Annotated in this window: 29 protein-coding genes, 1 tRNA gene and 1 pseudogene; 21 read left to right on the top strand and 10 right to left on the bottom strand. The window is 68.2% G+C overall.

Annotated features, from left to right (window positions below; translation table 11 throughout):
- The first annotated feature begins 83 nt into the window (after positions 1–83).
- From rplU to ACFFGH_RS10830, 12 genes are all read left to right on the top strand, one after another.
- The gene (rplU, locus tag ACFFGH_RS10885) at positions 84–392 is read left to right on the top strand and encodes a 50S ribosomal protein L21 (protein ID WP_386668114.1); all 309 of its coding nucleotides are present in this window, start codon (positions 84–86) and stop codon (positions 390–392) included.
- A gap of 19 nt (positions 393–411) precedes the next feature.
- The gene (gene rpmA, locus ACFFGH_RS10880; protein ID WP_386668112.1) at positions 412–663 is read left to right on the top strand and encodes a 50S ribosomal protein L27; all 252 of its coding nucleotides are present in this window, start codon (positions 412–414) and stop codon (positions 661–663) included.
- A gap of 85 nt (positions 664–748) precedes the next feature.
- Positions 749–2,257, top strand: a complete 1,509-nt coding sequence (obgE, locus tag ACFFGH_RS10875) for a GTPase ObgE (RefSeq protein WP_386668110.1) — start codon at positions 749–751, stop codon at positions 2,255–2,257.
- Complete coding sequence (proB, locus tag ACFFGH_RS10870) at positions 2,250–3,080, top strand: glutamate 5-kinase (protein ID WP_386668108.1); 831 nt, start codon at positions 2,250–2,252, stop codon at positions 3,078–3,080. Before obgE ends, proB begins: the two co-directional genes overlap by 8 nt.
- Before the next feature lie 48 nt (positions 3,081–3,128).
- Positions 3,129–4,394, top strand: a complete 1,266-nt coding sequence (locus ACFFGH_RS10865) for a glutamate-5-semialdehyde dehydrogenase (protein ID WP_386668106.1) — start codon at positions 3,129–3,131, stop codon at positions 4,392–4,394.
- A 46-nt stretch (positions 4,395–4,440) separates the two neighbouring features.
- Complete coding sequence (locus ACFFGH_RS10860; RefSeq protein ID WP_386668104.1) at positions 4,441–4,641, top strand: hypothetical protein; 201 nt, start codon at positions 4,441–4,443, stop codon at positions 4,639–4,641.
- Between the two features lie 9 nt (positions 4,642–4,650).
- Complete coding sequence (gene nadD / locus ACFFGH_RS10855; protein ID WP_386668102.1) at positions 4,651–5,253, top strand: nicotinate-nucleotide adenylyltransferase; 603 nt, start codon at positions 4,651–4,653, stop codon at positions 5,251–5,253.
- Between the two features lies 1 nt (position 5,254).
- Positions 5,255–6,784 carry a hypothetical protein gene (locus ACFFGH_RS10850; protein ID WP_386668100.1) on the top strand — a complete coding sequence of 510 codons (1,530 nt, stop codon included), beginning with the start codon at positions 5,255–5,257 and terminating at the stop codon, positions 6,782–6,784.
- A 43-nt stretch (positions 6,785–6,827) separates the two neighbouring features.
- Positions 6,828–7,202, top strand: a complete 375-nt coding sequence (gene rsfS / locus ACFFGH_RS10845) for a ribosome silencing factor (protein WP_386668098.1) — start codon at positions 6,828–6,830, stop codon at positions 7,200–7,202.
- A 207-nt stretch (positions 7,203–7,409) separates the two neighbouring features.
- A complete protein-coding gene (locus ACFFGH_RS10840) occupies positions 7,410–7,733 on the top strand; it encodes a TFIIB-type zinc ribbon-containing protein (RefSeq protein ID WP_386668096.1) in 324 nt (107 codons plus the stop codon).
- Between the two features lie 79 nt (positions 7,734–7,812).
- Positions 7,813–7,888: transfer RNA gene (locus ACFFGH_RS10835), tRNA-Ala, on the top strand.
- A 253-nt stretch (positions 7,889–8,141) separates the two neighbouring features.
- On the top strand, positions 8,142–8,726 hold the full coding sequence (locus tag ACFFGH_RS10830; RefSeq protein ID WP_386668094.1) for a hypothetical protein: 585 nt from the start codon (positions 8,142–8,144) through the stop codon (positions 8,724–8,726).
- A gap of 22 nt (positions 8,727–8,748) precedes the next feature.
- On the opposite strand, the gene ACFFGH_RS10825 is transcribed toward ACFFGH_RS10830, so the two are convergent.
- Positions 8,749–9,972, bottom strand: coding sequence for a tyrosine-type recombinase/integrase (locus tag ACFFGH_RS10825; RefSeq protein WP_386668092.1), 1,224 nt, complete (start codon positions 9,970–9,972; stop codon positions 8,749–8,751).
- 14 nt (positions 9,973–9,986) lie between these two features.
- Positions 9,987–10,289 carry a helix-turn-helix transcriptional regulator gene (locus ACFFGH_RS10820; RefSeq protein WP_386668090.1) on the bottom strand — a complete coding sequence of 101 codons (303 nt, stop codon included), beginning with the start codon at positions 10,287–10,289 and terminating at the stop codon, positions 9,987–9,989.
- A 184-nt stretch (positions 10,290–10,473) separates the two neighbouring features.
- On the opposite strand from ACFFGH_RS10820, the gene ACFFGH_RS10815 reads away from it, so the two are divergent.
- On the top strand, positions 10,474–10,836 hold the full coding sequence (locus ACFFGH_RS10815) for a hypothetical protein (RefSeq protein ID WP_386668088.1): 363 nt from the start codon (positions 10,474–10,476) through the stop codon (positions 10,834–10,836).
- Positions 10,833–11,288, top strand: coding sequence for a hypothetical protein (locus ACFFGH_RS10810; RefSeq protein ID WP_386668086.1), 456 nt, complete (start codon positions 10,833–10,835; stop codon positions 11,286–11,288). Before ACFFGH_RS10815 ends, ACFFGH_RS10810 begins: the two co-directional genes overlap by 4 nt.
- A 54-nt stretch (positions 11,289–11,342) precedes the next feature.
- Here the strand turns inward: ACFFGH_RS10810 and ACFFGH_RS10805 are convergent, their stop codons facing one another.
- The gene (locus ACFFGH_RS10805; protein ID WP_386668084.1) at positions 11,343–11,759 is read right to left on the bottom strand and encodes an HIT family protein; all 417 of its coding nucleotides are present in this window, start codon (positions 11,757–11,759) and stop codon (positions 11,343–11,345) included.
- A 247-nt stretch (positions 11,760–12,006) separates the two neighbouring features.
- On the opposite strand from ACFFGH_RS10805, the gene ACFFGH_RS10800 reads away from it, so the two are divergent.
- On the top strand, positions 12,007–12,390 hold the full coding sequence (locus ACFFGH_RS10800) for a hypothetical protein (RefSeq protein WP_386668082.1): 384 nt from the start codon (positions 12,007–12,009) through the stop codon (positions 12,388–12,390).
- 219 nt (positions 12,391–12,609) lie between these two features.
- Positions 12,610–12,954, top strand: coding sequence for a hypothetical protein (locus ACFFGH_RS10795; RefSeq protein WP_386668080.1), 345 nt, complete (start codon positions 12,610–12,612; stop codon positions 12,952–12,954).
- A gap of 102 nt (positions 12,955–13,056) precedes the next feature.
- On the opposite strand, the gene ACFFGH_RS10790 is transcribed toward ACFFGH_RS10795, so the two are convergent.
- On the bottom strand, positions 13,057–13,239 hold the full coding sequence (locus tag ACFFGH_RS10790) for a hypothetical protein (RefSeq protein WP_386668078.1): 183 nt from the start codon (positions 13,237–13,239) through the stop codon (positions 13,057–13,059).
- 153 nt (positions 13,240–13,392) lie between these two features.
- Between ACFFGH_RS10790 and ACFFGH_RS10785 the strand changes: the two genes are divergently transcribed.
- Entirely contained in the window at positions 13,393–13,932 is a 540-nt protein-coding gene (locus ACFFGH_RS10785; RefSeq protein ID WP_386668076.1) for a hypothetical protein, read from the top strand.
- Between the two features lie 6 nt (positions 13,933–13,938).
- Here the strand turns inward: ACFFGH_RS10785 and ACFFGH_RS10780 are convergent, their stop codons facing one another.
- Positions 13,939–14,337 carry a hypothetical protein gene (locus ACFFGH_RS10780; RefSeq protein ID WP_386668074.1) on the bottom strand — a complete coding sequence of 133 codons (399 nt, stop codon included), beginning with the start codon at positions 14,335–14,337 and terminating at the stop codon, positions 13,939–13,941.
- A gap of 347 nt (positions 14,338–14,684) precedes the next feature.
- Between ACFFGH_RS10780 and ACFFGH_RS10775 the strand changes: the two genes are divergently transcribed.
- Positions 14,685–14,909, top strand: a complete 225-nt coding sequence (locus ACFFGH_RS10775) for a hypothetical protein (RefSeq protein WP_386668072.1) — start codon at positions 14,685–14,687, stop codon at positions 14,907–14,909.
- Positions 14,910–14,924: 15 nt separating this feature from the next.
- On the opposite strand, the gene ACFFGH_RS10770 is transcribed toward ACFFGH_RS10775, so the two are convergent.
- Both ACFFGH_RS10770 and ACFFGH_RS10765 read right to left on the bottom strand, forming a co-directional pair.
- A complete protein-coding gene (locus tag ACFFGH_RS10770) occupies positions 14,925–15,422 on the bottom strand; it encodes a hypothetical protein (RefSeq protein ID WP_386668070.1) in 498 nt (165 codons plus the stop codon).
- Positions 15,423–16,702: 1,280 nt separating this feature from the next.
- A complete protein-coding gene (locus tag ACFFGH_RS10765) occupies positions 16,703–16,930 on the bottom strand; it encodes a hypothetical protein (protein ID WP_386668068.1) in 228 nt (75 codons plus the stop codon).
- 33 nt (positions 16,931–16,963) lie between these two features.
- Here ACFFGH_RS10765 and ACFFGH_RS10760 point away from each other — a divergent pair, with 33 nt between their 5' ends.
- Both ACFFGH_RS10760 and ACFFGH_RS10755 read left to right on the top strand, forming a co-directional pair.
- On the top strand, positions 16,964–17,800 hold the full coding sequence (locus ACFFGH_RS10760) for a hypothetical protein (RefSeq protein WP_386668066.1): 837 nt from the start codon (positions 16,964–16,966) through the stop codon (positions 17,798–17,800).
- A gap of 127 nt (positions 17,801–17,927) precedes the next feature.
- Positions 17,928–18,353, top strand: a complete 426-nt coding sequence (locus tag ACFFGH_RS10755; RefSeq protein ID WP_386668064.1) for a hypothetical protein — start codon at positions 17,928–17,930, stop codon at positions 18,351–18,353.
- Between the two features lie 12 nt (positions 18,354–18,365).
- On the opposite strand, the pseudogene ACFFGH_RS10750 reads toward ACFFGH_RS10755, so the two are convergent.
- A pseudogene (locus ACFFGH_RS10750) lies at positions 18,366–18,599 on the bottom strand (HNH endonuclease); the annotation flags it as partial.
- Between the two features lie 162 nt (positions 18,600–18,761).
- Here ACFFGH_RS10750 and ACFFGH_RS10745 point away from each other — a divergent pair.
- A complete protein-coding gene (locus ACFFGH_RS10745) occupies positions 18,762–18,977 on the top strand; it encodes a hypothetical protein (protein WP_386668062.1) in 216 nt (71 codons plus the stop codon).
- A 100-nt stretch (positions 18,978–19,077) separates the two neighbouring features.
- Here the strand turns inward: ACFFGH_RS10745 and ACFFGH_RS10740 are convergent, their stop codons facing one another.
- Together ACFFGH_RS10740 and ACFFGH_RS10735 are read right to left on the bottom strand one after the other, a co-directional pair.
- A complete protein-coding gene (locus ACFFGH_RS10740; RefSeq protein ID WP_386668060.1) occupies positions 19,078–19,629 on the bottom strand; it encodes an Rv1352/Rv1906c domain-containing protein in 552 nt (183 codons plus the stop codon).
- 460 nt (positions 19,630–20,089) lie between these two features.
- Positions 20,090–20,884, bottom strand: coding sequence for a hypothetical protein (locus tag ACFFGH_RS10735; protein WP_386668058.1), 795 nt, complete (start codon positions 20,882–20,884; stop codon positions 20,090–20,092).
- Positions 20,885–21,028: the final 144 nt, after the last annotated feature.

The raw sequence follows: 21,028 nt of genomic DNA, 5'->3' as shown, positions 1-21,028 counted from the left end.
TCGGCTGCGTCGGGGAAGCTAAGCTTTCCTGGTCGAGTTCGCGCGGAGCGCCAAGACTTTCCTCTCAAAGCAAAGGGTTCATCGTGGTTTACGCAGTTGTGCGCGCAGGCGGCCGTCAAGAAAAGGTCGAGGTCGGAACGGTGGTCGTCCTCGACCGCATCGCGGCCGACGAGAACGGCAACATCGAGCTCGCGCCCGTGCTGCTCGTCGACGGAGACACGATCACCTCCGACGCCCAGTCGCTCGCAAAGGTCAAGGTGACGGCCGAGGTCGTTCGCGACCTGCGCGGCCCGAAGATCGTCATCCAGAAGTTCAAGAACAAGACCGGGTACAAGAAGCGCCAGGGCCACCGCTCGGAGCTCACCCGCGTCAAGATCACCAGCATCAAGTAATCAAGGGGCTGACACACTCATGGCACACAAAAAGGGCGCATCCTCCACCCGCAACGGCCGCGACTCCAACGCTCAGCGCCTCGGCGTGAAGCGCTACGGCGGGCAGGTCGTCAAGGCCGGCGAGATCCTCGTCCGCCAGCGCGGAACCCACTTCCACCCCGGTGCCGGCGTCGGCCGCGGCGGGGACGACACGCTCTTCGCCCTCGAGGCCGGAGCGGTCGAGTTCGGCACGAAGGGCGGCCGCAAGGTCGTCAACATCGTCGCCGGCTAGGCGAGATTTTCTTCACGAGGGCGAGCTTCGGCTCGCCTTCGTCATTTGCAGAGGGCTCCGCTGGAGCAGGTAGTAGGTAGTCGCCATGGCCACATTCGTCGATCAGGTGACGTTGCACCTGCGCGCCGGCTCCGGCGGCCACGGCTGCGTGTCGGTGCGTCGTGAGAAGTTCAAGCCCCTCGCCGGCCCAGACGGCGGCAACGGCGGCAACGGCGGCGACATCGTCCTCGTCGCCGACTCCCAGGTCACCACGCTGCTCGGCTACCACCGCGCCCCGCACCGCTCCAGCGAGAACGGCGGCCCCGGCATGGGCGACCACCGCAGCGGCCACAAGGGCGCCGACCTCGAGCTGCCCGTGCCGGTCGGCACTGTGGTGAAGGATGAGGACGGCACCGAACTCGTCGACCTCACCGAGCCGGGCATGCGCTTCGTCGCCGCCCCGGCCGGTCAGGGCGGGCTCGGCAACGCCGCGCTCGCGAGCACGAAGCGGAAAGCGCCCGGCTTCGCGCTGCTCGGCACGCCCGGCTGGGAGGGCGACATCCGGCTCGAGCTGAAGACCGTCGCGGATGTCGCGCTCGTCGGCTTCCCCAGCGCCGGCAAGTCCAGCCTCATCGCGGCGATGTCGGCAGCACGACCCAAGATCGCCGACTACCCGTTCACCACGCTGCACCCGAACCTCGGCGTGGTGGAAGCGGGCTCCGTGCGGTACACGGTCGCAGATGTGCCCGGTCTCATCGAGGGCGCCAGTGAGGGCAAGGGTCTCGGGCTGGAGTTCCTCCGCCACGTGGAGCGGTGCACCGCCCTCCTGCACGTTCTCGACTGCGCGACCCTCGACCCCGGGCGCGACCCGCTGAGCGACCTCGACGTGATCCTCGGCGAGCTCGCCGCCTACCCGGTCCCGGATGGGCAGACTCCGCTGCTGGAGCGCCCGCAGCTGATCGCGCTCAACAAGGTGGATGTGCCCGATGCGCGCGACCTCGCCGCCATGGTCCGCGGCGAGCTCGAAGGGCGCGGGTATCGGGTGTTCGAGATCAGCGCGGTGAGTCGCGAGGGGCTCCGCGAGCTGTCCTTCGCGCTGGCCGAGCTGGTCGAGGCGGATCGTGCACGGAAAGCCGCCGAGCCGGCCGCTCCGCGGATCGTGCTCCGGCCGAAGCCGGTCGACGCGCGGGACTTCACGATCCGGGTCGAGGGCGGCAGCGACGGGCCCGTCTACCGCATCCTGGGCGCGAAGCCCGAGCGCTGGGTCGCTCAGACCGATTTCACCAACGACGAGGCCGTCGGATACCTCGCCGACCGGCTGGCGAAGCTCGGCACAGAGGAGGAGCTGTTCCGTGTCGGAGCGGTGCCCGGCTCGACCGTGGTGATCGGCGAGGGCAACGCGATCGTCTTCGACTGGGAGCCGACCCTCACCTCCGCCGCGGAGCTCATCACCAGCCCCCGCGGCGCCGACGAGCGGCTGCACCCGAACCTCCGTCCGACGCGCAACCAGCGTCGTGAGGAGTACTTCGATCGGATGGACGCGAAGGCCGAGGCGCGCGCCGAGCTGCTGCGTGAGAAGGAGGCCGGTCTGTGGCGGGAGGACGACGGTGGGTGATCTGGGCCGCAATCGAACCGAGGTCGTGGCGTCGGCGCGACGCATCGTCGTGAAGGTCGGCTCGTCGTCGATCAGCGGTGAGAACGTCGGGCAGATCACCCCGCTCGTCGACGCCCTCGCGTCGGTGCACGGCAGAGGCGTCGAGGTCACCCTGGTCTCGTCCGGCGCGATCGCCACTGGAATGCCGCACCTGCAGCTGGACTCCCGGCCCGCCGACCTCGCGACCCAGCAGGCGGCGGCGGCCGTCGGTCAGAACCTGCTCATCTTCCGCTACCAGGAGAGTCTGGACCGGTACGGCATCGTCGCCGGACAGGTGCTGCTCACCGCCGGTGACCTGGAGCATCCGACGCCCAGAAGCAACGCCCAGCGTGCGATGGAGCGGCTGCTGTCGCTGCGCATCCTGCCGATCGTCAACGAGAACGACACGGTCGCCACGCAGGAGATCCGCTTCGGCGACAACGACCATCTGGCGGCGCTCGTCAGCAAGCTGCTGCACGCGGACCTGCTGGTGCTGCTCTCGGATGTGGATGCGCTGTACACGCGTCCGCCGCACGAGCCGGGCGCCGAGCGCATCGAGCACGTTCCACTCGGGGACGACCTCGCCGGCGTGAAGCTCGGCGACATCGGCAGTGCCGGCGTCGGCACCGGGGGAGCCGGCACGAAGATCGCGGCCGCGAGGCTCGCCACGCAGAGCGGCACCGCCGTGCTGCTCACCTCGGCGGCGCAGGTCGGCGCGGCGTTGTCGGGCGCGCACATCGGCACCTGGTTCGACGCAGCACCCCGCACCCACACCGGCTCCCTGTCGACGGTGCCCGCGCACTGACCACGCCCACCCGAGCAGGGGTGCGGGGGCATCGGTAGCATTGACGGCATGCCTGATGCCGCCGTCCAGACGTCGCTGATCGAGAAGCTCGAGCGCTCCCGGATCGCGGCACGCGCACTCGCCACGCTCGCCGCAGACCGCAAGAACGCGGCACTCGAGGCCATCGCCGGTGCGATCCTCGAAGGAGCGGATCGCATCTTCGCCGCCAACGCACTCGACCTCGCCAATGGCCGCGAGAACTCGCTGAGCAGCGGGCTGCTCGACCGGCTCAGCCTCGATGCCCGCCGGCTCCATGGCCTCGCGGACGCGGTCCGGCAGGTCGCCGCACTCGTCGACCCCGTCGGGGAGGTCGTGCGCGGCAAGGTGCTGCCGAACGGGCTGAAGCTCACGCAGATTCGCGTGCCGTTCGGTGTGGTCGGCGTCATCTACGAGGCGCGCCCCAACGTCACCATCGACATCGCGGCGCTTGCCCTGAAGAGCGGCAACGCGGTCGTGCTCCGTGGCGGCAGCGCAGCCGAGAACACGAACCGGGTGCTCGTGGAGCTGATCCGGGAGGCGCTGGAGTCGGCAGGGCTCCCCGCCGACGCGGTGCAGACGATCGACGAGTTCGGGCGTCAGGGCGCCACGGAGCTGATGCAGGCCCGCGGCTACGTCGACGTGCTCATCCCGCGGGGGAGCGCCGGCCTCATCGACACGGTGGTGCAGGAGTCGAAGGTGCCGGTCATCGAGACGGGCGCCGGTGTCGTGCACATGTTCCTCGACGCCTCCGCGGACGACGCGATGGCGATCGACCTCGCCGTGAACGCGAAGACGCAGCGGGTGAGCGTGTGCAACACGCTCGAGACACTCCTGGTGCATGCCGATGCGGCGGATCGGCTGCTGCCCCCGGTGCTCTCCGGGCTTCGCGCCAAGGGCGTCACGATCCACGCCGATGACCGCACCGCGAAGATATTCCCGGACTCCGTGCCGGCAACCGATGAGGACTGGGCTGCCGAATACCTCGACCACGACCTCGCGGTGCGCGTGGTGGACGACCTCGACGGCGCCCTGGAGCACATCCGGCGCTGGTCGACCAGCCACACCGAGTCCATCGTCACGGCGGATCTCGCCAACGCGGAGCGCTTCCTCGCCGAGGTCGACTCAGCTGTGGTGATGGTGAACGCATCCACCCGCTTCACCGACGGCGGGGAGTTCGGGTTCGGCGCCGAGGTCGGCATCTCCACGCAGAAGCTGCACGCCCGCGGACCCATGGGACTCAGCGAGCTGACCAGCAGCAAGTGGACCGTTCGCGGCACGGGTCAGGTGCGGGGCTGAGCGCTGAAGCGCCATTAGACTCGAACCCGTCTGAAACGGAGAATCCATGACGCAGCTCGCCCTGTTCCTCACCGCAGCCGCTGAGCACGAGTCCGCGCCGCTCATCGCGCCGCCGCTCGTCATCGCTCTGGTCATGGCGATCTTCTTCACGGTCATCGCGCTCATCACCTACAGCTACCGGGATGTCGCGAACCGCCACGCGGGCAAGTCGCGCGGCGCGTCCCAGAGCCAGGACACCGCCCACTAGGCGGCGCGCGTGACCGACACCGGCGTCACTCGCCGTCCTCGCGTCGGGATCATGGGTGGCACCTTCGATCCCATCCATCACGGGCACCTCGTCGCCGCCAGCGAGGTGGCGCAGAACTACGACCTCGACGAGGTCATCTTCGTGCCCACCGGCCAGCCGTGGATGAAGACCGGCGTCAGCTCGGGCGAGCACCGGTACCTGATGACCGTCATCGCGACGGCCGCGAACCCCCGCTTCACCGTGAGCCGCGTGGACCTGGAGCGCGGTGGCCCCACCTATACGATCGACACCCTCCGCGACATCCAGGCCGAGCGACCGGACGCGCAGCTGTACTTCATCTCCGGAGCGGATGCGATCGCCCAGATCCTGGAGTGGAAAGACCACGAAGAGCTCTGGAAGCTCGCGAAATTCGTCGCGGTCTCTCGTCCGGGACACGCGCTGTCTATTCGCGGATTGCCAGAGCAGAGCGTAAGCTCAATGGAAGTCCCCGCGCTGGCGATCTCTTCATCGGATTGCCGCGCGCGGGTCAACGGGGGGTATCCAGTTTGGTATTTGGTGCCGGACGGCGTCGTCCAGTACATCACCAAGCACCATCTTTATCGGGGAGCGTGAGATGACGACCTATCAGGACCCGCCACCTCTCTCGAGGCGGGCGGCGCGGCAGAGTGAACGCGCACAGGCCGAGGCCCGCGAGACCGCTGAACGGTCCGCCGAGGAGCACGTGCTCCGCCCGGCGAGCGGTCGCCGCGCGCTCACCCCGGAGCCGAACGCTCCGGCCGAGCCGCTCACCTACGTCACCCAGTCCCGCCCGAACCTGCCGACGTATGCCGGCCGCGCCCGCTCGCTCACTCCCGTCGATGCCGGTGATGCGATGCCGCCGACGCAGGCGCTCGCAAAGCAGGATCACCCCTCGTACCGCTCCCGCGACTACAGCCCGGAGGCACGACCGTCGTCGGCGTTCTCCGCGCCCCAGCCCCGCACCGGGACCGACCTCGACTACTTCACCCAGGGCGGCCCAGGGCAGCTCACCATGGAGCGCCCGCAGGTGAAGACGGAGGCCGCACCCGCACCCGCTCAGCTTCCGGTGGCGCCCGGTGCGGCGGCGACCGACCCGGTGCCGAACGCCACCCTCACCCGCCGCGAGCTCCGCGCCCTGCGCGCCGCCGCGCAGTCGAAGATCCAGGCGGCGCAGACACCTGAGCAGCCGCCCGCCACGGAGGCAGTCGACTTCCTCCTCCGCTCCGGACCGATCGATCTGCCCCGCCCGGCGCGCGCCACGTCGAGCACGCCCGTGTCGGCGCTCGATGCCCTCTCCGCTCACGGCGTCGCGCTCACGGCCGACGCCGTGGCCGCCGCGACCTCGGGCGGGTCGGCCACGCCGCCGCCGCTCGTCGAACCGGAGCCGGCGCAGAAGTACCCGTCGTTCACCGACCTCATCGGCATTCAGCGCAGCGCGCGGGCCGAGAAGGACCGCGCCGCCGAGAGCGCGTCCAAAGCGGAGGCTGCCGCAGACGTTGCCGACCAGCAGGGCATCGAGTCGTTCTTCGACGACACGAACACGCCGACCGCGGTCGCGCCGGTCGTCCCGCAGAGCCCGGCACCGAGCGTCCGTGCCAAGAAGCCCGCCGAGAAGCCCGAGCCGCCGGTTGCGGACCGGGAACCGCTCCGCAGCGGATCCGCCTTCCCGCACTGGAGCCAGTCCGAAGTCGAGGACGACGCGTTCCCATCCGGGATGTCACGCGGGTTCGCCAGCGGATCTACCGGGTCCACGCCCGCGTCGCTCGTGCTCCCCTCCGTGCCGAACCCGAGCGAGCTCAGCTACTCGCTGAGCACCGGCGAGATCCTGGTCACGGGCTCGATCGACCTGCCGCGGAGCCTCGGCGCAACCGGTGCCCACCCCGACACGCTCGACGACGCCATCGACCACCTGCTCGACGCGGACGACGAGGAGATGAAGACCACCGGTTCCACCCCGGTGCGCGCCATCCGTGCCGTGAGCTCCCACACGTCCACCCGCGGCATGATCGCCGCACGCAAGCCGAAGAGCAACCGCCTCCCGACGGTCCTGGCGATCTCGGCGTCGGCGATGGCCGCGGTCGTGCTCACCCTCGGCATCGTCAGCGTCGCCACCGGGAGCTTGTGAGATCCTGGGCGCTCGCTCAGTGGCACCGGGTACAAAGGACACCGTGACAGCATCGCAACGCGCCCTCGAGCTTCTGAGCACCGCGGCCAACGCAGCCGACGCGAAGCAGGGCGCGGATCTCGTCGCGCTGGACGTCTCGGAGCCGTTGCCGCTCGCCGACATCTTCCTGCTGGTCACCGGCCGGAACGAGCGCAACGTCGTGGCCATCGCCGAGGAGATCGAGGACAAGCTCCTCGAGACCGGCGTGAAGGCGCTGCGGCGCGAGGGCCGCGCCGAGGGTCGCTGGGTGCTCCTCGACTTCGGCGACCTGGTCGTGCACGTCTTCCACGAAGAGGACCGCATGTACTACTCGCTCGAACGCCTCTGGCGGGACTGCCCCGTCATCCCGCTCGAGCTCGCGAACGAGCGCACCGCCTGACGCAGGTCGGTCGCTGATCCGGTCGAAGCGTCCGCGCCCCGCCGACGGTGCCGATCGGCGGACTTCCGTCGCGACACGCCGTACTCAGGCGGTCGCTCTCCCGGCGTGTCGCGCCGGAAGTCCGACGACTCGGACCGCATCGGACTGCCAGCGCGGTCAAAGTGCGCTCTTCAGCGCGCCCATGGCCGCATCTGATTTGCTTGACGCATGAAGTGTCCCAATGATGGCGCCACCCTCGTGATGAGCGAGCGGAGTGGCGTCGAGATCGACTACTGCCCGGAGTGCCGCGGGGTGTGGCTGGACCGCGGAGAGCTCGACAAAATCATCGACCGGGCGGACGCCGCACCGGCTGCGGCCGGGGGATACCCGTCGCAGGTCCCGCCCGCGCAGGTTCCGCCGATGCCGCCGACCCAGCCGTACGGGGCACCGCAGTTCCCGACACCGAGCTACGGCGACCAGCGCTACGGCAGCTCCGACGGCTACTACCGCAAGAAGAAGAAGGACAACTGGCTGAGCGAGCTGTTCGACTGACCTCTCGCGGAGGCCTCCGGCGTTCCGACTCATCCCCACGGATGTAGTAGCCTGTACTGGTTGCCCGCGAGGGTGACGGGGGCCTGTGGCGCAGCTGGTAGCGCACCTGCATGGCATGCAGGGGGTCAGGGGTTCGAATCCCCTCAGGTCCACCAATGAAACCCCCGGTTCGCCGGGGGTTTCGGCGTTTGTTCGGGTGCCATTCGCGGAGCGATTTCCGTCGCGATCACACATTCGTCACACACTCCTTGTTGAGACCTGCTCCCTGCCGGGCGTTTGAGCCCACTCCGACGACGGACTCGCCGAGCGCAACCGGACGATGTCGGCGGAGCACCGCATCATGGTTTACGGGGTGAAGGCACGATGACTGACCGGAGGGCGCGGCGTCGACGGAGTCGAGTGGCGGCAGTGATCACGCCTGACTTGCGGCGACTGCGAATGGCTCTAGGGCTACAGGTCCAGTCGGCGGCCGCGTTGCTCGGTGAGCCGGCGAGTCTGTTGGAGAACCAAGAGAGTGCGCGCTCCGCAGATCCGGTGTTCGTGGCGTCGGTTCTCTCGAAGTACCTGGACTATGGGAGCGCGCTCAGTCGGGAAGGAACGATGCCACTGATGGCAACCGTTCGCCGCACGACAGCCGTGTACGAGCTCCGGCTCTCACTCGGCTTACGGCCAGATCGCGCGGCGCTGATTCTCGGTATCTCGGTGTCGGAGCTGGATGCGATCGAGTCAGCCGGCGCGGAGACGCCCAAGAGCCGGCGCGACCGAGCTTGGTCCACCTACATTGACTGGGCGATCAGGCGCCGTCGACGGCTTGATCGTCGTGCAAGAGTTCAGCGCCGCGTCGTTCGGCGGGGAAACAGCAGCGAGCGAAACATGCTGGTTGACCCCACGGCCGAGCTTCGAGAGATGCACAAGTTGGCGTACGCGCCGCGGCTGTCACCCGCCCAGGCGGAGGCGGAGGTCTGGAAGTATCTGGACTCCGGCACCGTTTAGGCGGTTCTCGGAGCGCCACGTCTCACATCCCGGCGGCTTCCTCGTCGCCCTCAACCTCAGGGTGCGCGGCCCCAGCGAGGTGCGTGACAGTCCCGAGCTGTTCCAGGATGTGGGACGTGTCTGGCGCGAGGTTGCTCGGTGCGACGTAGTAGCGGCGGGTGATTTCCTCCGATGCGTGGCCGAGCTGCTTCGCCGCTGTGGCGGTGTCGACGTTGGCGTCGAGGAGTGTCGCGACGGTCTTGCGGAATGTGTGAGGGGTCACCCACTCCCACTCGGTGCCCTTGCGCATGCTGCGCCATGCCCGGTGGACATTCTGCGTCTGACGCAGATTCCCGTTGGCGGCGGGGAACACCCACTCCGAGCTGGCTCGGTTCTTCCCGCGGCGGCGAAGCACCTCGACGAGGAACGGCGGGAGCGAGACAGTCCGCTCGCCTGCGGAGCTCTTCGTGAACTCCTGGCGGAAGTAGCCCTTACGCTTCACGTAGACCACGGTGCCGTTGAACTCGGCGGTGGGGAGCGGCCCGGTCAGGACGAGGTCGCGCCAGCGGATGGCGAGGGCTTCCCCGATTCTCGCGCCGGTTCCCAGCATGAAGTCGATGATGTCGGGCAGTTCGGACGTCGGCGGCGGTCCCATGACGCCCGGGCCGGTCCGGAACGCACGAGAGTGCCCGCGGAGCCGGAGGGCATCTTCGATGGAGAGAGCCTTCGGCTCTTTCTTGGCCGGCGTTTCGGGGAGCGTTCCCGCTACTGGATTGACCGGATAGAGACCGTACCTGACGGCAACGGCCAAGATTCGCGACATGAGGGACCGGATGTTCCGGGTCTCGTTCCGGGCTTCCGGCCGAATCCTGTCGAAGTACTGCGCGAGTCGGTCTGCCGTGATCTGCCGCAGCGTGAGCTCCTCGAAGGCAGGCATCAGCCACTTCCGAAGCTGCCGTTCCTGCTCGGCGACGTACTGCTCCTTCACCTTGCCGGTCGCAACCCGCTGCTCCGACTCACGACGCCACCGTTCTACGAGCAGCGGGAACTTCGAGTCCACCGTCAGGTCGAGCTGGGAAGGGTTCGTGCGCTCGCGGAGCTTCTGCAACAGCCGCTGCTCCTGGGCACGCTTGCCGGGACCGTAGGCGTTGACGGGACGCAGCTTGCCGTCGACATCGCGGTAGCGGGTGGAATACCGCCACGAGCCGTCCGGCTGCTGCTTTCCGCTGATGGCGCCGTGCCCGCCGATGGGAATCTTGCTGGTCATGGTCTTTCCTTCGTTCAGTTGGCGATGAGGTTGGCGAGGTACGTGCGAACGTCGGATTCACGCCAGCGGAGGAGCCGGCCGAGTTTCACGGCGGCGATTCCGCGGCCCTTGTATCGCCAGTCGTAGATGGTGAGGACGCTGACACGGAGAATCTCGGCGACCTCGTTGATGTCGAGGAGACGGTCGCCCGTGTAGCTGTCGCTCGGAGCGGTCTTTGTGGAGGCGTGCGACTGGAGCTCGTGCGGTCGGCGCGAGCTCACCGGTCGCCGGGCGTGCGGTCCTGCTGGGGTGCCGCGTGTGCGGGCCTTGCTGGTCATCTGTTTCCTTCCGAACCGTCGTGGCCGGATGTCTGTGGCAACCGGTCCGAAGGCTCTATGCACGAGCCCCTGAACCGGCTGGGACTGACCGGAACTCGTTCACCTCCGTTCCCTCTCAGGCGTGCAGTGAGGGACTTGTTTGAGTGAGCGAACCTGGCTTGATCCGGCCGACTCCACCCCTCCTATGCGCGGCAATGCAGCCGTTTCGGAACGGACCCATGCCGCGCATAGGGATGACGTGTACGACACAACGAAGAGCGAGTTGCCCGCCCGCCTCACCCGCTTGATTCATCAGGCGCCGGGGTGGGAAGCAACAATCCGCGAGGCCTGGGATGCCGCGTTGGACATCGACCCGGACGTGCAGGTGCGCGCGGCGAAGCGCGACGGGGATCGCATCGTGCTCGTCCTGGTGGGGTCCACGGTGGAGCAGACCGCGGAGCTGCGAGAGCTCGTTCAGGACGGTGTTGAGCCGCAGGCTGCGGCGACCTGCCCAGAATGCGCACGGCACAGACGAGCTGACGCTTGGGTGTGCCCGGACCACGGATGATCGCGGCATACGGGCCGGCGCTCGGCGACACCGCCGCCGGGATCTTCCCCAGCCGCTCGCAACTGCTGCGCGCGGTGGCGCCGGAGATGTACGCCGACTACTCCGACGACCACGACTGGCACCAGCTCCGCGGGCAGCAGGTTGCCGGGTTGCGCGATGCGGCTGTCCGGCTCACCGTCATGCGCCGCGAGATGGAGCTGCTCAACCACGCTCACGAGTTCGAGGCGCTGACCACAGACCAACAGGAAGCACTCCTGCTCGACCCGGCACACCCACCGGTGGTCAGAGCATGGGAGGGCAGACCGCGGTTCGTGTACTGCCGGCAATGGCATCCCGGACGCGGGGCGCCGCGAGTACACGGGGACGCCGTGGAGATCGACGCCCGCACGCCGGGCGCACTGCTGAGGTCGTTACGCAGCGCGGGGCTGCTCAGCTACACCGAACTTCACTAGGTGCGCCGGTCAGAGACCGACCTTCCGCCGCGGCCAAGGGCGCATACGCAACGGTCAAGTGAGGGCAGTACGGATCGCTGCGTACGGGTCGCCAGCGACCACATGTGCGGAGCGGTCCTGTGGCCAGAATGAGGCGTCGTCGTCCGACCAACACGGCATCACGTGGAAATGCGTGTGCGGAACCGTACCGCCCGCGTCCGGCCCACTCGCTTGAACGATGAACGTGCCGGTGCTGCCGAGTCCAACACGCATGGCAGAGGCCACTCGTCGAACCAGGTCCATCACCGCGGCGAGTTCTGCTTCGCTCGGTCCGAATAAGCCCTCGCGGTGCTCCCGTGGGATGACCAGAGTGGCGCCCGGTGCGAGCGTGTCCTCCGGCAGGGGCTCAAATGCGAGCGCGTGATCTTCGACCGCGACCCAGTTCGCGGAATCGTCACGGATGAGATCGCAGAAGACGCACTCTTGATTCATGCGGCGACCTTATCGAGGGTCGACGATGCACGACCAGCGTCATCGGCTCGCTATGGACGCCAGCGGGTGCCGTGCCACGGCGCCGCCCTTCGGCACCGAGCCGGGTGGTAACCACGGCGGTCCAGCCACCGTTTCGTCAGCACAGCGCCTGCGCAGTGCGCCGGCGCCTTTCAGGCCTACGCGGCGCTAGAAGGAGGGTCTCGTGGCGCACGGAACCATCTCATAGAGCGGCCGATAGCCTCTGAACGTGAAGATCGGCGACTGGCAGTGGCTCGACTTCGAGAATGTTCCTGGAGTACTCGATTGGACTGCCTTCGTTCTCGGAGCATTGGGAATCGGATTCGCGATCTACCAGCTCACGCGAAGCAGGAACGCCCTCACCGCGGCACGTGACGCGCTCGTCTCGACTCGGAAGTCGCTGGTCAAGAACCAGTTGGTAGCCGTTCTTCCTCGGCTGGAGGAGATCGACCATGCGCTCGACGACGCGCTCGTCGCTGACGATCGCGAAGGCGCGGGCTCCGCCCTTGTCCGCTACCGATACTTCACCGCAGAGGTGTCAGCGCTTCTCGGCGGCGGGCTGCATTCGTCACGAGACCACTATGCGCCGCTGCTGCGAAGTAGTCGCTCCTGATGTCCTAGGTCGGCTGGAGCGCCAGCCCTCTACCGACGCGGACGCCGCGGCCGGTTCAGCCACCGTTTCGTCAGCACAGCGCCTACGAGCGCCGACCAAGCCTTGTCCAGGTCAGGCACGGCATGTGCGAAGCGGTCCGCGTCCGCGCCGAACGCGTCTGACCGCCCGGCGGCGCCCACAGCCTAGCCGAAACCGCCGGATAGCCCCTATTGTGCATCCATGTCGGACAGCAGCGCATGGGTGACGATCGCCCGCCGGGCACATGAGGTGGACGAGGGTGGGCTTGCCACGCTCTGCGGGCTGCCCGTCGGCACCCGGGTAGTCCGGGCACGGCGTCGCGGCGGCCGATGCCCGAACTGCATGTTCGTGCAATGGCAGAGCACCCGCCCGGAGGAGAAGACCCGCCTCATGGACCTCACTCCGGAGCAAGAGAAGATCCGGAGAAGGCTCAACGCCGAGGCGAGCAGAAGGGCGTACGCGCGCACCCCGACGACAACCGCGACCGGCTCGGCGTCTGTGTGGACGGTGTCCGGCGGGCTGCCGACACTGGGCAAGCGACGGTGACGGGCTGACTGTGTGATCTGGGCCGCGTTGCTCAGACTGTGAGTCACCACGGGTTTCGGTTTGGGGCTCCGATCGGGTAGTACCGAGCGCATCGAATGCCGGTCAGAGCTGCTCGACCACCCAGTCGTGGATCCGTTCAGCGATCCGGTCCACCCGCGCCTGTTCCGCAGCGGTCATCTCGACGTGCCCGGCGTCGGCGACGTCGGCGAGCTCGTTCAGCCACACCTCACCGTCGCTGTCGGCGAGCTCATCCTCGGCGAAGTCCTGGTAGATACACGTCGTCATCGAGGATGTGCTGCCCGCCGCCGCCGGATGGCGTCCTCGGCCGTGGCGAACAGGTCGGGGGAGTACTGGCTGCACGGGTCGGCCTCCACCGCGCCGCCCTTCGCCTTCCTCCGGGCGCCGCGGGCTTCCTGGTCCGCGCCGACAAGCTGCGCGGTGAGCTTCGCGATCTCGCTGCGCGGCGGCGAGGGCGAGTTGCGTCTCCTGGAGGGCCTGGCGGGGCTTTTCCCGGGTGTCGTTGTGGGCCGGCTCGGTGATCACGTCGATCGGGCCGGTGGAGGTCTTCACGGTTGCGGCGGCGACCGCTGCGAACCCGGACGGCTTCGGAACCTAAGCGACCGGCGTTGCGGGGTGCTCGGGCTGCACCGGGGTGGGTGCGGTCACCGGCGCCGTCACCAAACCGCCAGGCCGCCCGGTCGCGGCGCGGTGATCTCGAACGGGATGGCCGGCGCTGCGCGTACTGCGGCGGCCGCGGCACCACCGTCGACCACGTCCAGCCGCAGTCCGGCGGAGCCGGAGTACCTGGGCGAACGCGGTGACCGCATGCCTGACATGCAACAACCGGAAAGCGGACAAAGACACCAGCCGAAGCGCGGATGCCGCTGCTCTCGGCCATGGGTCGTCACCGAACCGGACACCATCATCCTTGCGATCGCATCCACCGGTGCCGACGTCGCCGAGCTCGGGCTGGTCTGAGCCGGGCTACTCGGTCGGCTCCTTCATCACCAAGGTGCCGGCGAGACTGCCCCGGACGTCGCGGACGTCGGAGGCGTTCACGATCCAGTTCGGGCCGACGAGCAGGTGCAAGCCGAGCATGTCGGCGTACTCGTGGAGCCCCTCCACCGCCGCATCGCGATTCTCCTCGGAGGTGAAGGTCATCAGCACCGCGTCGCCGTCGGCGCAGTTCCCGGATTCGGCGGACAACGTCACGAGGTTGGTTTGCTGCCAGTCGTTGCAGGGCCCGCCGCCGGCGGCGAGGTAGGCGTCAAGGAGGTCCTCGACGCTGCCGTACTCCACCGGTCCGGGCTCAGATGAAGCGCAGCCGGCGAGCATCGCGACGGCAGACAGGGTCAGGGCAAGGGCGGGGACTGCGACACGCATGACCGACACGGTAGTGGCGACCATCGCGTTCGCGGGGCAACATCCCGGTCCCCAATCCAGGGGGTATGCCCGCCGCATCCGACCAGGTAGCCCGCGGGATCATCCGAAGCCTCTGGGCCGACCACCTGAGGCACGGTTTTCCGAAGGCCCCCTGGCTCGCGCGACGCCAGCGCGGTGCCTGGATCAAGGCTCCGGCTTCGTACACCTGAACGGTTCCTACACGCAGGTCCGCGCAAGCCAGCCCGTACCGCCGGTGGACTGCGCGGCGGCCGCCCGGCGAGCCGGTAGCTTGGTCCCGACGGAAGGGCGAGATGGCTGAGCTGACCGAGCCGGAGTGAGCGCAGATCGTGAGCGAGGTCGCCGCGAGCTGGTACAACATCCTGCGCGCCTCCACAGACGGGTTCACCGCCACGGTGACGTTCATTTCGAACTCGAAGAAGAGCAAGTGGCGGGCGCGATATGAGTTCGATGAGAAGACGGGTGATTTCGTCGCCTATGTGTCGTACTACGGTGCCGGGGTCGGGTTCGGTAGGGACACCCAGGAACGGGTTCGGGCGGTGCTCGCGCGGTGACCCTGATCGCTGTCGCTACGCGGGCAGGCTGATCAGGTCGATGCCGAACGGCCGCAACCCTTCGTAGGTGAGGGCGTAGACGACGTATGCGGTGTGTCCGTTTGGCTTCCACACCTCGTTGAGGATCGGGACGTCCTGGAACCAGTACGGCGGCTTCGGTTTCCACGGCCACAGCACCGGCTGGCCGCCGATGGTGAGCATGTGAGCGGCCACGCGAGCGCGGCGGCGCCGGTGACGTAGCCGAACGCTCGGTGCGGGTTCGGCATGGCCCTTCGCGCGGGTGTTCGGGCCCTCCCAGAACAGCCAGCAGGTGAACGCCGCGAGCAGCAGCGTGAGCACCGCAAGGATGATCGACACGACGTCCTGGAACAGCGAACCCTCGAACCCGAACTTCCGCGCCGCCATCGCCCAGAAGACGTTGACCAGCCCGCCGAGCCCGACGACGAACACCGCGTACACGACTGCGCGTGTGATCTTCACTCCGACCGACTTCGAGCTGTTCCCGACCGACATGTCCAGCCCTTCTGCGGCCGACGCGGAGATGCGCGGCTCTACACAGTCAGATGCGGCGAAAAAGGGGAGGGGCTGAAAGTGAGAACCGAGATTCCTGCCACGAAAATCGCCCATCCTGTCGAACCAGGCGCCGCGCGCCTCCCTCCGGTCTCTCGGCTTCGCCTCGTTCTCGTCGGGAGTTGATGGCTGATTCGATCTTTGGTTGGGGGTCCAGCCTTCACTTCGCTCCGACAAGTCGTCGCTGCGTTGCGGCCGGGCTTGCCCCGGCCATCTCCGCCCCGCCTTGGGGGCGGAGCTGACCTGTGCTGCGCGCAGGGCTCCGCTTCGCTTCGCCCTGCCGTCGGCGTTGCGTTCGCGGGTCGCCGGCGACGCGTTGCGCGACGGTTCGGCGTTCCCGGTCCGTTGGCCCTGCTGCCTGCGTCGTCGTGCCCCGCCCCGTCGCTCGTCGGCTTGCGTCTCGGTCAACGCGCCGTCCGGACCTCGAACCGAGGAGACACTTCCGTCCGGTGTGACCCGCGAAGCGCGGGTCAGCCTCGGACATGGTCGGCGCCGGACACGTCCCGCCTCCGAGACACTGCGCCTCCGCTGCGATGCGCCCCGACGGACGCCGCGATGCGTCCCGTGTCCCATCAACCCCAGCCACCAGGCACCGTGACGATCCCCGTCAACGCGACCCGACGCGAGGACGCCCCGTATCCGAGCAGCGGCGCGCAGCGCCGCTCGCAAGGGAAAGAAGCGAGACGACTGACGGGTCGATGCGCGCAGCGCATGACCCGACTGGAGTCGACCGGTGACCCATAGAACGCAACCACCCCGAGAACCCGAGCGGACGCGCAGCGTCCGCAAGAGCAGGCTCCGCGACGCTCCGACGATCCGCGTCACGATGCTGCGTCGGCGGCCTGGGGCCGCCGCGCGACGCATCGCTCGCGGATCGTCTCCGCACCGCTGCGCCCGCGCCACAGGCGCGGGGAGTTGCGCCACGAATCCCGAATCGAGAACGCCCCGTTCCCGCGAAGGAGCGAAGCGACGAAGCGCGCGAGGCCCGCCAGAGCCGAGCGCCCCTACCTATCGGCTCGCCGCCCCACCGCACCGCCCCGCCTAGCGGCGCCGGGACACCCCGTACCGCTACGGGTCGGCACACCGGCTCCGCCGACTGTCCAATCGGAATGCGTCCCGGTGTCGCCGAGCGGAGTCATCGGTGGCCGGCGCAGGTCTAGTTCCCCCTTCTGTTCACCGTGCGGGCCTGAGAAGCTGGATCGCGAATCGAAGGGGTCTCGGTGTCACTCGAAGAGGAAATCAGCCGAATCTGTCGTGAACGCGACGACGCCTCGATCGCGGCTGCCCAGGCAGCGGTCGAGGAGGCTCGACGTCAGCAACTCGCCGGGGCAGCGCTTGCGAAGATCGGCAGGGACGCAGCCGAAGTCCTTCGCAACGAGCGGGTTGCGATGTTTGGCAGGATGACGTTGCGGCATCACAGGTCGCGACTCATCCCAGAAGTCAGCGGTCAACGGCTATGGGTTCTCAACGACTGGCATGTCGGCATGGGCATCGACGGGGAGGGGCGGATGTGGGAGAACCTTGGGTGGGTGTGGCGACGGGGTGAGGACTCCGCGTTCCGGCTCGACGGCCGGGCCTACAACGTCAAGGGCATGAACCCACCGGTCGAGGCCGCGAAGCGAATAGCGGAGCGGGAGGCGTCACACTACGGGGTCGCCGGCTGGTTTCCATCCGCAGTCCTATACCGCCCCAGCGGCACACGCCCCACCGGATCATCGGGGATGGTGTCTCGCGCTGCATCCGCTGTGTCCCTGCTGCTTGTGGCCGGGCTCGTCTCCGGTTGCTCGGCCCCGGCAGTGGATGATGCGGCACCGGTGACGTCGGCGCCGCCGGCGGCATCGGGTGAGCCGTTGGAGACCGAGGCTCCGGAGTCGGAGTTCACCGACGAGGCGTTGGCCGCCGAGGGTGCGCTGACGGTCGATGACTCGTTCCTGGTCCGGTTCACCGCGAACAAGATCGACGAATGCCGGATCTACTACGCCGCGGACCTCGCCGGGGTGGATGAAGGCTCCGAGGGACCGATCGCGGACTGCTGGGCGCTGATGGATGACTTCGGCCAGATCGCGGAGGACTTCTCTGCGAAGCTGGAACCGTGGGTGATGAACTCCGACGGGCTGAGCGAGGACAACACGACGTTGGTGAACACGTCGTACGGTGCGATGCTGACCTGGCTCGGCACCGACATCCCGGACGGCTGCATCAGCGAACCCGGCGCTGCGGCCGATGACTGCGAGGAGCCGTTCTTCACCCGGATGGATGTGTCGAACATCTGGCTCGACCGGCTCGCCGACCAATGGGCTGACGAAGCTCTCGCCGGCTGATCCGCGCCCGGTCTCCTTCACCGGCTTCGGAACGCAGGGCGCGAGTACCGGATGCCCCCCGTGTTGGGGTGACGACACTGCCGGAAGTGGCCCCACGCCACGATCTCCCGCCGCTACGGTGTCGGTCATGCGCCTCACAGCCCCTGCCATCGCCCTGTCCCTGGCCGCCGTCGCGTTGCTTGCCGGCTGCTCATCGCCTTCCGCCGCGCCCGTCGCTCAGGCGACGCCGACTCAGGAGGCTCCGGCCGGCCCAGTCGAGTACGGCAGCGTCGAGGAGCTCCGTGACGCCTATGTGGATGCCGGCGGCTCCTGCGATGCGTGGGTGCAGGAGAACCGCGTCACCCTCGCCGCTGAGTCCGGCGACTGCAATGACTCCACAGTGCTCATGACGTTCATCTCCGAGTCGAACCGGGACGAGCTCGTCGCGACACAGAAGGAGATGGGGTTCGAGGTGAGCCTGCTCGTCGGCCCGAACTGGATCGTCAACGCCGATGACATCGAGACGGTTCAGGAGACCCTCGGCGGCACCCTCGTCATCCAAGAAGCCGAGTAGCACCGCGCCAGCTCAGACCAGCCCGCGCTCCGCGACATCCGCACCGGTCGATGCGATCGCGAGGATGAGGGTGTCCCGTTCGGTCACGACCCGCGGCTGGTACAGCAGCGGCATCCGCGCCTCGGCCGGGGTCTTGTCCGCCTTCCGGTTGTTGCAGGCAAGGCACGCGGTCACCGTGTTCGCCCAGGTGTCCTGACCGCCGCGGGAGCGGGGGAGGATATGGTCGATGGTGGTGCCGCGGCCGCCGCAGTACGCGCAGCGCCGGCCGTCCCGTTCGAGGACACCGCGCCGCGACCAGGTGCCGGTACGGCACCTTCACGTACCGGACGAACCGGACGACGCGGGGGACTGGGAGCTGGGAACCGCCGTGCATCGCTCGGTGCGGTCACACCCCGCCAGTCGCCCTGGTTGGAGCGTCTCGGCGCCACTATCTACATCGAGGCCGGCATCGCTGTCACCGGCGAGCAGCCGGAGTTCACCTTCACATTGCAGAAGCGGACGAACCCCACCCCGCGGGACCTGCGGATGCAGGCGGAGGCCAAGCTGGACGCGGTTCGCGCCGTGCTCGACGGCCAGCCGGACAGCGACCTTGCCGCCGAGCTTCGCGCGGTCCTCGACGGCTAGGTCAGCCGACCTTCTTCCACGTCCCGCAGTCGCTGGTCTCGAAGTCCTGACCGCCGGAGATCGTGACGGTCAGCACCCCGGTGGAGCCGAGGTCGTTGGTCTAGATGTCGTCGTAGTTGGTCCCGGACCGGTAGATCGCCCAGTAGCAGCGGCTGCTGCCGCTCTCCGTGCGGTACGTGCCCGGCTCCATCGACACACCGACCGTGTACGTCCCGTCGGACAGTGACGTCTCCCGGATGTAGGCCTCCTTGTCGTCGACCGCCTTCTCCCGCTCGTCCAGCTCTGCTTCCCGCGCCGCTAGCTCCGCCTCGCCTTTCTCCACCGCCGACTCCCGACCGGAGATGTTCAGCACCTCGTTCTGGTACTCGTCACGGGACGCGGTCATCTCGTCGAGGTCGCCCTCCAGCGCTGACGCGCGCTCCTGCTCGTCGGCCAGCGACGCTTTCACGCTCTGGTAGGCGCGGTTCCAGTTCCCGTTGTCGGCGAGCACGATGCCGAACGCGGTCCATCCGGCGACGGCTAGGACCGACACGACAATGAATGCGATCGCTGTCCGGCTCAGCCGGCGCGACTTCTTCGCCGCTGGTACCTGGGCCTGCTCGGGCGAGCCGGGCTCGATTACGTCGGTGTGGGCCGTCTGTTCCGTGGACATCTCGGGTGGGCCTTTCGGTGCGGGGAAGTTGACGGCAACCATAGCGGCGGCCCGGCGCTCGTGGGGGCCGAAGTCCGCTTCGGCACGGGCGCGCTCCGCGAACTGCCCGCCTGCGGGGGTGCCGGCCGGGTGCCGGGTGATGAGCTCATTGTTGGACGCGCTGCGTCCGCGGAAGCAAGCGCACCGACGCTTCGTCGACCCGCGACCAGATGCGAAGCGACGGCGCCTCCGGCGCCGCACGCCAACGCATCGGTCACGGCTCGACTCCGCACCGCCGCCGCCCGCGCCGCAGGCGCGGGGAGATGCGTCACGTCGCCACATCGGCAACGCACCGCCACGGGGGAGGACGGAAGCGATGAGCGCGCGAGCGAACGAAGTGAGCGAGCTACTGGTGGTGGGCTCTGCACGCGGCGCTCGGAGCGTTGCCGCTAGCGCGGCGCGGCGACATCGAAACCCACATTCACGAAATCGCATGCAGGATGAAACGGATCGCGCCCACTGTCGAGTGCATTCGAAGCTGGGCTTCCGATTCGCTACTAATGCCGGGATGAGAGCCGTTCGTGTGGCTCATGCCCCACAGGCCTTTCAGGTAGTTGTATTCGTGGTCGTCGATCGCCTTCTTTCCGCGGAGAACATCGAGCGCCTGCCCTCCCTTGTCGCCAGTCCAGCCGAACTTCCTGGCGAGCTCAACGAGCACGTTCTCGAATGTCGACCGCAGCTGGCCGTTCGCGGCCTCCCACTGTCCGCCGGTCAGCGACTTGAACGCTTGATCGAAGTGATTCGCGGCTATGTCCAAGCCGCGGGATTTTAGGTCTCGGGCTAGAGCGGTGGCGGTTACCGCGAGCGGCATGTCCTCTTCACCGAGGGGCAGAATCCTCCATGTGCGCGTCACGGAGGGCGGCCCCCAGAACCCCCCACTAGCTTGCTCAACTTCGTTCGAGACTGCGTCGTATCCGTCGGCCCGCAACGAGACCACGAGTTCGGCTGCCCAGGAGGGCGCGTCACCGGAGGACGCGAGCAAGTTGAGCACAGCTTCGGCTAGCGCTAGCAACTCGTCCCATTTGCGGTGCGCGAGGCCAGCTTTCACAGCAGCAGCGGCGCGCTTGTCGCGTGGAATCGACTTTCCGGTGCGGTCAGTCTGGCCTGGGTCCCCGTCCCCCAGCCCCGCCTTCAAGAGCTCGGTCGTGAGCGGGGCATGCCCGAGAATCGCTGACGCCTCGCCGATGAGTCCCACCGACCGCTGTGAGAGGGGCATGACGCGGATTCTATTGACCGTGCCCACACGCCGATGCACAGCCAGTTGACCAACGAGATGTACTTCTGGTTTTCAGAGCCCGCTGTAGGGTTTCGATCGACCCGTCTGGCCTCGGGGTTGCTCGTGGCATGGCGTCTGCTCGAT

It is taken from the genome of Lysobacter korlensis (genome assembly GCF_042434515.1).
This window is presented reverse-complemented; position numbering and strand designations above follow the sequence as displayed.